Source organism: Paenibacillus sp. RC84, from assembly GCF_041260495.1.
In the GTDB taxonomy this organism is placed as follows: domain Bacteria; phylum Bacillota; class Bacilli; order Paenibacillales; family NBRC-103111; genus Paenibacillus_F.
On sequence record NZ_JBGBYL010000011.1, the window covers coordinates 182,317 to 193,700 of the forward strand.

Sequence of the window (11,384 nt, forward strand, 5' to 3'; positions counted from 1 at the left end):
AGGAAAACCTATGTCCGGTTTGGTGTGGGGAACGGTTGTTGTCGTTCCGTGGCTGCTCGTTTGGCTTCAAAATAAAGTGGCCGGGGCCAAATTTATTATAGATGCCTTGGCTTACGCGGCACTTGTGCTTTTTTCAGGGATTGCGGGGGTAACCGTGGCGGAGATTCTCGTAAACAACACGGTTTTTATGACAAGCGTGCATAAGGTGTTCCTGAATCCCCTCTTTCTGGGCAGCGGCGGGTGGCTCGGCCTGTATGCGCTTCAACTGCTTATAGTAGAAGGAATTTTTTCAGGGAGAATAAAGAAGCGCTGAAGCGGGGGAGCTAGCGAAAAAATAACTGGTACAAAATGTAAAGGTTATATATAATAAGGTTGGATTTAATGAAAGCGCTTACCGACATAAAGAAAACAAAATTAGGAGGAGGAAGCTAATGAAAAAGCGAGCTAAGGAGCTCAATTACACGGAAATTGCGCAGTCCAGTCAGTTCCAAACGTTATTGAAACGAAAAAGACAATTCATTTTACCGCTTTCCCTGTTCTTCTTTGCCTTTTATTTTACGCTCCCGATTCTCACCTCTTACACCACCGTGCTTAATACCCCTGCATTCGGTTCCGTCTCCTGGGCGTGGGTATTCGCCTTTGCGCAGTTTATCATGACCTGGGTGCTGTGCATTCTTTACTCGCGCCGGGCCGCTAAATTCGATGTGATGGTACAGCAAATCCGGCAGCAAATGAAAGGCTGATCTCATTTCTCATAATTTGGAGGGAAGTCAAGTGAATTTGACGGCATTCTGGTTATTTCTGGGCATCGTGGCGATCACGCTTCTGATTACCTATTTTGCGGCCAAAAAAACCAACTCCACCGATGAGTTCTATACGGCGGGCGGAGGACTGACGGGCTGGCAGAACGGTCTGGCTATCGCCGGTGATTACATGTCTGCCGCTTCCTTCCTGGGAATCGCGGGTACGATCGCGCTGGCCGGCTTTGACGGGTTCTTTTACAGCATCGGGTTTCTGGTTGCGTATCTGGTCGTTCTCTACCTCGTAGCGGAACCTCTCCGCAATCTCGGGAAATATACGGTGGCGGATATGATTGCCGCCCGTTTCAACGAAAAGAAAATCCGCGGTGTGGCGGCCTTGAATACGATCACGATCTCCACCTTCTATATGATCGCGCAGCTCGTGGGCGCGGGGGCGCTCATCAAGCTGCTGCTGGGACTCGATTTCACGACGTCCGTGCTGATTGTGGGCCTGCTGATGACCGTTTACGTCGTATTCGGCGGGATGACCGCCACTTCGTGGGTGCAGATCGTCAAAGCCGTGCTGCTGATGGGCGGAACTTTTATTCTTTCGATTGTCGTGTTCTCGAAGTTTAACTTCAGCGTCACCGAAATGTTCGATCAACTGAAAGCCGTTACTCCTCTCAAAGAGAAGTTTCTGGACCCCGGCAACAAATATAAAATTCCGCTCGACACGCTCTCGCTTAACCTGGCGCTTGTGCTGGGTACGGCCGGTCTGCCGCACATTCTGATCCGCTTCTTCACGGTGAAGGACGCTCCGACCGCGCGCAGCTCCGTCGTGTACGCAACCTGGATCATCGGCATTTTCTACGTGCTGACGCTGTTCCTGGGCTTCGGTGCGGCCGCGTTTGTCGGATACGATAACATCATCGCGGAAGACAAGGGCGGCAACATGGCGGCGCCTCTACTGGCCCGGGCGCTCGGCGGCGATTTCTTCTTCGCCTTTATCGCGGCCGTCGCGTTCGCGACGATTCTGGCCGTGGTCACCGGTCTGGTTCTCTCCGCCGCTTCCGCGTTCGCGCATGACTTCTACAGCCATATCGTACGCAAGGGAAAAGCCACGGAGTCCGAGCAGATGAAGGTAGCCCGCTGGGCGTCCGTCGGCGTCTCCATCCTGTCGATCATCTTGTCGCTGGCCGCATCCAAGCTGAACGTCGCGTTCCTCGTGTCCGTCGCCTTCGCGATCGCGGCCAGCTCCAACCTGCCGGTCATTCTGTTCACCGTCTTCTGGCGGCGCTTCAACACGGCGGGTGCGGTAACGGGCATGCTCGTCGGCCTGATCTCTTCCCTGGTGCTTGTGGCCCTGAGCCCGAGCGTATGGAGTCCGGAAGCGGGCAAAGCCATCTTCGTGGGCACGCCGTTGTTCCCGCTGACCAACCCGGGCATCATCTCCATTCCCCTCGGATTCCTGGGTGCAATTCTCGGAACGGTCCTGTCGAAGAAAAAATCGTCCGACGCCAAATTCGACGAGATTGTCGTTAAAGCCAACGTCGGCAATATCAACATGTAAGCGGGCGGCGAAATGCTTGACACAACAAAGAACCTCCCGGTCCTTGACGGACCGGGAGGTTCTTTGTTTATGCGCGCCGCCGCGCTTAATCGTCGAAACGGCATTCTTCGAGGCGCAGAACTTTCGTTTTCTTCTTGACTTTATAAGCGATCCAGACGATCAGGAAAAGCGGAATTCCGATATAGGAGGCGATCAGGCCGGCCCAATCCACGCCGCTTTCCGAGATCGCCGAGTAGTTTTGGCCGAGGATCACGACGATACAGACGACCAGGGCGAAGATGGGGCCGAACGGGAACCATTTCGCCAGGTACGGCAGATCGCGCAGGTCGCGGCCTTGCGCTTTATAGGCGCGCCGGAAGCGGTAGTGGCTGACGGCGATGCCGAGCCAGGCGATGAACCCGCACATGCCGGAGGCGTTGAGCAGCCAGATGTACACGACTCCGTCGCCGAACATGGAGGCGAGGAAAGCGAACATGCCCACGGCCGCCGTCGCGATCAGCGCGACCACCGGCACGCCGCGCTTGTCGAGCCTCCCGAGGAAGCGCGGCGCTTTGCCTTCGCGGGCAAGCGTCCAGATCATCCGCGTGGACGCGTACATGCCGGAGTTGCCGGCGGACAGGACGGACGTCAGGATGACGGCGTTCATGACGGAGGCGGCGAACGCCAGGCCGGCTTTCTCGAACACGAGCGTGAACGGGCTGATCGCGATATTTTCGACGTCGCCGCTGATCAGGTTATCGCTCGTGTAAGGAATGAGCAGGCCGATGATGAAGATGGCGAAAATGTAGAACAGCAGGATGCGCCAGAAAATGGTGCGGATCGCTTTGGGCACGTTCTCCCGCGGGTTTTCGCTTTCCCCGGCCGCTACGCCGACAAGCTCTGTCCCCTGGAAGGAGAAACCCGCGGCCATGAACACGCCGAGCACGGCCATAAATCCGCCGCTGACAGGAGCGTCTCCCAGCGTAAAGTTGCTGAACCCGACGGACTCGCCGCCGATAATGCCGAAAATCATCAGAACCCCCACGATGATGAATACGATGACGGTCACGATTTTAATAAGGGCAAACCAGTATTCGGACTCCCCGTAGCCGCGGACAGACATGTAATTCAGGGAGAACATCAGCACCAGGAACAGCAGACTCCATAGAATGGAGGGACTGTCGGGCAGCCAGAATTTCATAATAAGCGTGGCCGCGGAAAGTTCGGCGGCAATCGTAATGGCCCAGTTGAACCAGTAGTTCCAGCCGAGCGCGAATCCCAGCGCCGGATCGACGAACCGGGAAGCGTAAGTGGAGAAGGAGCCGGATACCGGCATGTAGGCCGACAGCTCCCCGAGACTGGTCATGAGAAAGTAAACCATGATGCCGATGGCCGCGTAAGCGATTAAAGCGCCGCCGGGACCTGCGGAATGAATGGCTCCGCCGCTGGCCAGGAAAAGTCCGGTTCCGATGGAACCGCCCAGCGAAATCATGGTTAAATGTCTGGCTTTAAGGCCGCGCTTAAGTTCCGTTGTCTCGGAACCGGAGTTCGGTTGTTTCATAAGGAACACCTCTGTGAATAAATTAGTTTCTTACCGCTGCGCTAACCGCCGGTTAATTAAGAGGAAAACACAAAGAGCCCCGAAAAGGAGTTTTCGCGGCTGCTGCTTCTATCTCGCCTTTTCCATGAAGATAGCGCAACACCGCTGCTTGGAAGGGCAGCAGTGACAGTTCCGCCCCTGTTCGGGAACGGACCCAATCCGGACGCAAGAGAAACGGCCTGAATTTCGGCGGCTGCTCCTTTCTCCCGGATTCTCTGACGTCTCTACCGTCTCCCCCGGAATACTCCTAGCATCCGCAACCTCTACCTCATCGAAAATGATGAGGAACGTACTATTAAGTTCTTGTAAAAATGCTACATCGTTCAGTATAGAGAAAAAGAGGAATAGTAGCAATAGGAGAAACTGGAAACGGATACAAAAAAATTCCGGCTGATTTTACAGGGGAAAAACACGGCGTTAATACTGGGGAAACAGGGTGCGGCTACGATTAAGGGGACGGAAGAAAGAAGGGTGACTATGGATAAAGGAATCGGCAATCTGGGACCGAGACGCATCATCGCGGCCGTCCGGCATTCGGAGGATTTGAAACTGGCGTGCGCAAGCGACCTGCCGGTTGTTTTTCTGCTGGTCGGTGATTTGTTCACCGTTCAGGATTATGTGAAGCAGGTGATCGACAGCGGCAAAAAGGTGTTTTTGCACGTCGATTTTATAGCCGGGCTCGGAAGCGATCCCATCATTATTAAATATTTGGCCGAGAAAGTCAGGCCGACCGGTATTATTTCCACGAAAACGCATCTGATCAAGCATGCTAAAAAGAATGGCCTGGCGGCCGTTCAGCGTTTGTTCCTGATCGATTCGGCGGCTCTGGAGAACGGCATCGCCAACGTCCAGCAGAGCGGACCCGACGCCGTGGAGATTATGCCGGGGCTGATACCGCGCGTTATTACGGAGGTCAGCGAAAGGCTGAGCGTGCCGGTCATAGCGGGAGGGTTGATCCACCACCATGAAGAGATTGAAACGGCTTTACAGGCGGGGGCTGCGGCGGTTTCCATGGGCAGCCGGGCTCTGTGGGTGAAGGAAACGAAGCGGCCGCGTAAGGATGAGGCGGTTGTCCGGTAATTTCGCAGGAGGTTCTGCAAGTCTTGCGGCCGGCGTCCGTTATCTTTACAAATCTTTAAAATCGCGTTCATACAGAGCAAACACTTCGCGGATAAAGTAGAAGTAAAGAGAGAACCAACTGAATCGGTAAGGGTTGAGATGAGGAGAAAACCCTTTATGCAATATTCGCCGCAGGGCATGGCACGACGGAAGTTCCGTTAACTGACGGGCTCCGGTTGTGCGGTCGTTTCCTGTTCCGGGTGCGTATTGGATGAAGGGTTTTTTGGGTTGTCTTCTTCCCGGCCGGTGAGGTGTTCAAGGAGGAAAAACGCTTGCGGGGCCTGACAGAATGGAACGATGCAGAAGCTTATTTTTTTGATCTCGACGGGACGATCTTCCTCGGAGGACGCCTGCTTCCCGGAGCGGCGGAGCTGCTCCGCTCTCTGGAGGAAGCCGGCAAGACGGTCGGCTTCCTGACCAACACCACGACGCAGACGGCCGCGGACTGCGGCCGCCGCCTGCGGGGGCTGGGTCTTGCCGTCCGCGACGAGCAGGTCGTGACGGCAGCGGCGGCTGCCGCCGCCTACCTGGCGGAACAAGCCCCGCAGGCCCGGGTGCTCGCCGTCGGCGAGGAAGCGCTGATCGCGGAGCTGGACGCGCGGAACATCCGCGTCGTGCGGACGCCGCTGGAGGCGACGCACGTGGTCGTCGGCATGGACCGGCGCTTCGACTATGCGAAGCTTCACGCCGCGTCCAGGGCGCTGCGGTCCGGGGCGGAGCTCATCGCCTGCAACCCGGACACGTTCTGTCCGGTGGAAGGCGACGAGCTGCCCGACACCGGGGCCATGACGGCCGCGATTGAAGCGGCCTCGGGCGTCCGCGCGTCGGTCGTCGCGGGCAAGCCGTCGCTGCACTACGCGCAGGTCGCTCTCCGCAGGGCCGGCAAGACCGCGGACCGGTGCGTCATGGTCGGCGACCGTCTGGAGACGGACATCCGGCTGGGCCATGCCAGCGGCATGCGCACCGCGCTCGTGCTGACGGGCGCGGCGACTTTGGAGGAGGTGAGAGCGGGGACGGTCATGCCGGACTGGATCGTACCGACACTGGAGGCGTTCACGAAGCCTTCCGACGAAGAAATATTTAACATCCCCATTACATAACGTTAACGCAGCGGTGGAAATGGAGTGTTACATTGGGGACAAGCACGGCGAACTGCAAAAACCGAAATCATTTTATTTGGGGGAGACTATCCAATGCGGACAATCGCGAAAATGAGTGTGTTGACACTGCTTACGGCAAGTTTGATGGCGGGCTGCGCCAAGCCTCAAGCGGAAACGAGCGCAAGCACCACCCCGGGGGCGGGAACGGATAAGCCCAAAGAGAAAACCGAGCTGACGTTCTACTACCCGATCGCCGTAGGCGGCCCTCTGACGGCAACGATCGAAGCGATGGCGGCCGATTTTACAAAAGAAAACCCGGATATCACCGTGAAACCGGTGTACACCGGAAGCTACGCGGATACGACCGTGAAAACACAGGCGGGCGTACAGGGTAAAACGCCTCCGGACGTAGCGGTTAACCTGTCGACGGAACTTTACAGCCTGCTGGATATGAATGCGATCATTCCGCTGGACGAATTTATCGCCAAAGAAGACAAGAGCTGGCTGTCGGATTTCTACCCGGCTTTCCTGGCCAACTCCCAGACGGGCGGCAAAACGTACAGCATCCCGTTCCAGCGCAGCACGATCGTGCTTTACTACAACAAGGACATGTTCAAGGAAGCGGGTCTCGATCCGAACAAGCCACCGACCACATGGGAAGAGATGGCCGAATACGGCAAGAAGCTGAAGAAGGAAGGCCGCTGGGGGCTTGAAATTCCGGTATCCGGTTTCGCTTACTGGATGATGCAGACGTTCTCCCTGCAAAACGGCAAGAACCTGATGAGCGAAGACGGAAAGAAAGTCTTTTTCGATACAAAAGAAAACGCCGAAGGGCTTCAATTCTGGGCCGACATGGCCCGCAAGGACAAAATTATGCCGGAAGGCGTAACGGAGTGGGCAACGGTGCCGTCCGACTTTATCGCCGGTAAAACCGCGATGATGTATCACACGACAGGCAACCTGACGAATGTGAAGAAAAACGCGAAGTTCGATTTCGGCGTGACGTTCCTTCCGCAGAAGAAATCGTACGGCAGCCCGACGGGCGGCGGCAACTTCTACATTTTCAAAGACATCGACAAGAAAAAGCAGGAAGCGGCTTGGAAGTTCGTCAAGTTTATGACGGAGCCTGAGCGTGCGGCCAAATGGAGCATCGAAACCGGCTACGTGGGCGTTCGCAAGTCCGCTTATGAAACCGACGTAATGAAAAAGTACGTAGCGGAGTTCCCGCCGGCGCTTGTCGCCCGCGATCAGCTCCAGTATGCGGCAGCCGAGCTGTCCACGCACAACAACGGTAAAGTGTCCAAGGCGCTGAGCGATCAGCTTCAGGCGGTGCTTACCAGTGCGGCGGAACCGGCGGCTGCGCTGAAAAAAGCTCAGGAAGAAGCGGACAAGGCGCTGGCGCCGTTCAACAAGTAAGCGGGCCGGAGCGTAAATGCGGTCGGCAGGGTCTCCTTTGGCTCTGCCGATTCTTTATTCAACCGGCCGGAAACCGCAGGGAGGGAAGACAATGACCGGGAAAGTCGCGGTTTGGAAAGAAAACGGGTTTGCGTGGCTGCTTCTGCTGCCGTCGCTGGTGTTTCTTATTCTTTTTACGTTTTATCCGATGCTCAAGACGCTGATCTTAAGCTTCTATCAGGCTGATCTGGCTACGCCGCAGCCGATTTTCGCGGGTCTCGACAATTACAAGCACATGGCGGAAGATGCCGTCTTCTGGAAAGTACTCCGCAACAACGTCTGGTTTGCGCTGGGCACGGTGCCGACGGCCATTGCGCTCGCGCTGGTCATGGCGGCGTTCGCCAATAAAGCGCTCCGGGCGAAAGGTTTCGTCCGCACGGCTTTCTTTTACCCGAACATGATTCCGATGATCGCCATCGCCAACGTGTGGCTGTTCATTTATACGCCGCAGTACGGGCTGCTCAGCAGAGCGATGGGCTGGCTGGGGCAATCCCAGGCGGTCAATATTCTGGGAAGCCAGGACACGGTCATGTGGGCGATGATTGCGATGATCGTCTGGAAAGAAGCGGGATATCTGATGATTTTCTATCTCGCCGGCCTGCAGAATATTCCGAAGGACTTGTACGAATCCGCCGAAATGGACGGGGTCGGACGCTGGACCGTTTTTCGTAAAATTACGTTTCCGCTCCTTATGCCGACGACACTGTTTGTCATGATCGTGGCTTTGACGAATTCGTTCAAGCTGGTCGATCACCTGTTCATCATGACCAAGGGCGGACCCGACAACGCAAGCAACCTTCTTCTTTTCTATATTTACGATACGGCTTTCAGCTTCTGGGATCAGGGGCTGGCCTCGGCTTTGACGATGGTGATGATCGTTCTGCTGATGGCGCTTGCGGCGCTCCAGTATTTCGGACTGGACAAGAACATTCATTACCGTTAATTTCGCGCTAAAAAAGGAGGGTGGAACTCATGACTTCCACAACCGCCGGGACTGCGGCACCCGAAGCTTCGCGCCGGGGCGGGACGGCAAAGCCCGCATCCGCCAGACGCAGGCTGTTTGCACGCGGACCGCTGACCCTCGATTTCTGGCTGAATGCGCTGATGTTTCTCGTCGCGCTCGTCTGGATCGTACCACTGGTCTGGATGCTGTGGACCGCATTCCGGCCCAAAGATTCCGTGATCAATCCCACATTATCGTGGGATTTTACGCTGGAGCATTTCCGGCATGTCTGGTCGGCCGCTCCGTTCGGGCTGTACTACGGCAACACGCTGCTCATTACCGGAGGCATTCTGGTCGTTCAGCTGCTCACCGTTACGATGGCGGCCTTCGCGTTCGCCCGGTTGAATTTCAAAGGCAAAGAATTCGTATTCATGCTGTTTCTCGTGCAGATCATGATTCCGGCCGATGTGCTCGTTTTCCCGAACTATAACGTGCTCAAGGAGCTGAGCCTGCTCGATACGAAGCTGGGGATCATGCTGCCGTATTTCGCCTCGGCTTTCGGTATTTTTCTGCTGAGGCAGATGTTCAAGACGATTCCCCCCGAGCTGGATGAAGCAGCCGTGATGGAGGGATGCACGAAGTGGCAGATCCTCTGGCGCATCTATGTGCCCCTTGCCCGGCCGTCTTACGTCGCCTTTGCCCTCGTATCGGTCAGCTATCACTGGAACAACTTCCTCTGGCCGCTTATCGTGACGAACTCGGTAGAAAACCGTCCTCTGACGGTCGGTCTGGCTATTTTCGCCCAATCGTTCGAGACCGGAGCGCAGTGGGCTGAGGTGAGCGCGGCGACGCTGATCGTGATTGCGCCTCTTCTGGCCGGATTCCTGCTGTTCCAGCGCCAGTTTATGAACAGCTTTATGCAGTCGGGCATCAAGTAACCTCACGTGCGAGGAACCGGTATGTCAGCAAGGAACACGTCCGTTTCACCGGCATGCCGGTAGGATCTTACGATAAAACAGGGCCGCTAACTCAATAGCGGCCCTGTTTTATTTCAGTTTTTGGCCGGCCGCAATCCAGCGTCCGTCGATATCTTCGAAGACCGGCTCGCGGTTGGTGTCGTCCGTTGCGGACAGAGGACGAACGATTTTGGCGCCCAGCCGGACGAGCTCGGCTTCGATTTCTGACCTCCTGAACGGTTTAAAAGACACCCTTCCCCCGGTTCGTACGGCCTATCGTTTGCAGGCGGACCCGGCTGCGGGTGTTTTTCTATTGGCAATTTACCCAACCAAGGCGAGTCCGGCCGTCATATCCTGTAGAAGGAGCGTTTTACAGCAGGTTTGAAGGTCTGGATGCCGTACCTAAGGAGGTCACAAGATGGCATATCGCATCGATATCAATACCTCGACATTCGTCCTGACGTTATCCGATGACGGCAATACCGTGAATACTTATCCGGTCGGTGTGGGGAAGGTGGGAACGAGTACTCCGGAAGGAACGTTCACCATCGTCAACAAGGAGCCGAATCCCGGCGGACCCTTCGGGGTTCTCTGGATGGGCTTGTCGAAGAAGCATTACGGCATCCATGGAACCAACGATCCCTCTTCCATCGGCAAGCGTTCTTCCCACGGTTGTATAAGGATGCAAAACAAGGATGTGCTGGCGCTGTCCCGCGTCGTTCCGATAGGTACTGTCGTGCGGATTCACCCCTAAGAGAGGAAGATGAATGATGAACATCTCATCCATTGCTATTGTGTCGCCGGGATCGTTCGCCGTTCCTTCCGGTACCAGCAGTTCGGTCGAGCATGTGGTGGAGCGGCTGGCGGACCGGCTCAGTGAGGCGGCGCAGGTCACCGTATTGGGCAGAAGAACGAGACGCAGACCGGCAAGAGAGCAGATCGGAGGGGTCACATATGTGCGGCCGAGCTACAAGAGCGGCCTTCCGTATATAGAGGCCGTTTACCGGAAGCTGAAACCGATGAAGCCCGATCTTATTCAGGTGGAGAATCGTCCCCGGTTCGTCCGTTATTTACGGAAGCGGATGAAGCGGGCGACCATTTGCCTCGGGCTGCAATCGATCACGTTCATATCGAAGCCTCACATCGGGCGCAAAGAGGTCGCCGAATGCCTCCGCTGCGCCGACCTTATTTTCGTCAACAGCGAGTATTTGCGCCAGGAGGTTATCCGGCGCGCGCCTTCTGTTGCCAATAAGGTTGTGGTGAATCCGTTGGGAGCGGACCCGTCTATTTTCGCTCCCCGGATGTTTCACGAGGAAGCCCGGCAGGAAATGCTGGCGTCCCTGGGGCTGTCGGGACGCAAAGTGATTGTCTACGCCGGACGGCTTATGCCGATGAAGGGCGTCGAGCAGCTTCTGCGCGCGATGCCCGCCGTGTTTGCCGCTCATCCGGATGCGGCGCTGCTCGTCATCGGCGGGGCGGGCTACGGCAGCACGAGACAGACCGCTTACGTTAGGAAGCTGAAAAGGCTGGCGGCCCCGTATCCGGACCACATCCGCTTCATTCCTTACGTGTCGCACGATGCGATCCCGGCCTGGTTCCGTCTCGCCGATGTCGTCGCCGTTCCTTCGATGCGGATCGAAGCGTTCGGCCTCGTCAACGTGGAGGCGATGTCCTCGGGTGTGCCGGTTGTCGCCACGCGTGTCGGAGGGATTCCCGAGATTGTTCTCCACGAAACGACGGGGCTACTGGTGCCCCTCCAGTCGGTGGAAGCGGAACTGGCGCAGGCCATCTCCCGGCTTCTGGCCGACGACGAGCTGAGGCGGCAGATGGGCCAGCGCTGCCTGGAGCGGGTGGGGGAGCTGTACACGTGGGAGAAGATGGCGGAGAGACAGCGGGCTTTTTACGATCTGCTGCCCTGAAAA

General features: G+C 56.6%; 12 protein-coding genes and 1 riboswitch. Of the genes, 10 read left to right on the forward strand and 2 right to left on the reverse strand.

All coding sequences use genetic code 11. The annotated features are described in order from the left end of the window. Positions 1-10 precede the first annotated feature (10 nt). The 3 genes from ABH899_RS24035 to ABH899_RS24045 all read left to right on the forward strand — a co-directional run bounded on the left by ABH899_RS24035 (position 11) and on the right by ABH899_RS24045 (position 2,310). Positions 11-313: a hypothetical protein gene (locus ABH899_RS24035; protein WP_370001131.1), complete on the forward strand. Its 303-nt coding sequence runs from the start codon at positions 11-13 to the stop codon at positions 311-313. Positions 314-431: 118 nt separating this feature from the next. Beyond that, complete coding sequence (locus ABH899_RS24040) at positions 432-743, forward strand: DUF485 domain-containing protein (protein WP_370001133.1); 312 nt, start codon at positions 432-434, stop codon at positions 741-743. Between the two features lie 31 nt (positions 744-774). Further along, positions 775-2,310, forward strand: coding sequence for a solute symporter family protein (locus ABH899_RS24045; protein ID WP_218228136.1), 1,536 nt, complete (start codon positions 775-777; stop codon positions 2,308-2,310). Between the two features lie 85 nt (positions 2,311-2,395). Here the strand turns inward: ABH899_RS24045 and ABH899_RS24050 are convergent, their stop codons facing one another. Continuing rightward, positions 2,396-3,850: an amino acid permease gene (locus ABH899_RS24050; RefSeq protein ID WP_218228137.1), complete on the reverse strand. Its 1,455-nt coding sequence runs from the start codon at positions 3,848-3,850 to the stop codon at positions 2,396-2,398. 123 nt (positions 3,851-3,973) lie between these two features. Further along, a riboswitch (Lysine riboswitch) is annotated at positions 3,974-4,163 on the reverse strand. Positions 4,164-4,366: 203 nt separating this feature from the next. On the opposite strand from ABH899_RS24050, the gene ABH899_RS24055 reads away from it, so the two are divergent. The 5 genes from ABH899_RS24055 to ABH899_RS24075 all read left to right on the forward strand — a co-directional run bounded on the left by ABH899_RS24055 (position 4,367) and on the right by ABH899_RS24075 (position 9,444). Then, entirely contained in the window at positions 4,367-4,969 is a 603-nt protein-coding gene (locus ABH899_RS24055; RefSeq protein ID WP_009676393.1) for a glycerol-3-phosphate responsive antiterminator, read from the forward strand. Between the two features lie 311 nt (positions 4,970-5,280). Then, complete coding sequence (locus tag ABH899_RS24060; protein WP_370001136.1) at positions 5,281-6,108, forward strand: HAD-IIA family hydrolase; 828 nt, start codon at positions 5,281-5,283, stop codon at positions 6,106-6,108. Between the two features lie 93 nt (positions 6,109-6,201). Then, positions 6,202-7,524 carry an ABC transporter substrate-binding protein gene (locus ABH899_RS24065; protein WP_370001138.1) on the forward strand — a complete coding sequence of 441 codons (1,323 nt, stop codon included), beginning with the start codon at positions 6,202-6,204 and terminating at the stop codon, positions 7,522-7,524. Between the two features lie 91 nt (positions 7,525-7,615). Beyond that, positions 7,616-8,506 carry a carbohydrate ABC transporter permease gene (locus tag ABH899_RS24070; protein WP_016423545.1) on the forward strand — a complete coding sequence of 297 codons (891 nt, stop codon included), beginning with the start codon at positions 7,616-7,618 and terminating at the stop codon, positions 8,504-8,506. 161 nt (positions 8,507-8,667) lie between these two features. Then, positions 8,668-9,444 carry a carbohydrate ABC transporter permease gene (locus ABH899_RS24075; protein WP_170318717.1) on the forward strand — a complete coding sequence of 259 codons (777 nt, stop codon included), beginning with the start codon at positions 8,668-8,670 and terminating at the stop codon, positions 9,442-9,444. A gap of 108 nt (positions 9,445-9,552) precedes the next feature. On the opposite strand, the gene ABH899_RS24080 is transcribed toward ABH899_RS24075, so the two are convergent. Continuing rightward, positions 9,553-9,714 (reverse strand): hypothetical protein, encoded by a 162-nt coding sequence (locus ABH899_RS24080; protein WP_370001140.1) that lies wholly within the window; start codon positions 9,712-9,714, stop codon positions 9,553-9,555. Positions 9,715-9,880: 166 nt separating this feature from the next. On the opposite strand from ABH899_RS24080, the gene ABH899_RS24085 reads away from it, so the two are divergent. Next, positions 9,881-10,216, forward strand: coding sequence for a L,D-transpeptidase (locus ABH899_RS24085; protein WP_009676389.1), 336 nt, complete (start codon positions 9,881-9,883; stop codon positions 10,214-10,216). A 13-nt stretch (positions 10,217-10,229) separates the two neighbouring features. Next, entirely contained in the window at positions 10,230-11,381 is a 1,152-nt protein-coding gene (locus ABH899_RS24090; RefSeq protein ID WP_370001143.1) for a glycosyltransferase family 4 protein, read from the forward strand. Positions 11,382-11,384: the final 3 nt, after the last annotated feature.

Excerpts from the sequence above, each read along its gene's own strand:
- ABH899_RS24040 (WP_370001133.1), top strand. The coding sequence starts at position 432 with ATGAAAAAGCGAGCTAAGGAGCTCAATTACACGGAAATTGCGCAGTCC.
- ABH899_RS24065 (WP_370001138.1), top strand. The coding sequence starts at position 6,202 with ATGCGGACAATCGCGAAAATGAGTGTGTTGACACTGCTTACGGCAAGT.
- ABH899_RS24070 (WP_016423545.1), top strand. The coding sequence starts at position 7,616 with ATGACCGGGAAAGTCGCGGTTTGGAAAGAAAACGGGTTTGCGTGGCTG.
- ABH899_RS24035 (WP_370001131.1), top strand. The coding sequence starts at position 11 with ATGTCCGGTTTGGTGTGGGGAACGGTTGTTGTCGTTCCGTGGCTGCTC.
- ABH899_RS24050 (WP_218228137.1), bottom strand. The coding sequence starts at position 3,850 with ATGAAACAACCGAACTCCGGTTCCGAGACAACGGAACTTAAGCGCGGC.
- ABH899_RS24075 (WP_170318717.1), top strand. The coding sequence starts at position 8,668 with ATGTTTCTCGTCGCGCTCGTCTGGATCGTACCACTGGTCTGGATGCTG.
- ABH899_RS24055 (WP_009676393.1), top strand. The coding sequence starts at position 4,367 with ATGGATAAAGGAATCGGCAATCTGGGACCGAGACGCATCATCGCGGCC.
- ABH899_RS24090 (WP_370001143.1), top strand. The coding sequence starts at position 10,230 with ATGATGAACATCTCATCCATTGCTATTGTGTCGCCGGGATCGTTCGCC.
- ABH899_RS24085 (WP_009676389.1), top strand. The coding sequence starts at position 9,881 with ATGGCATATCGCATCGATATCAATACCTCGACATTCGTCCTGACGTTA.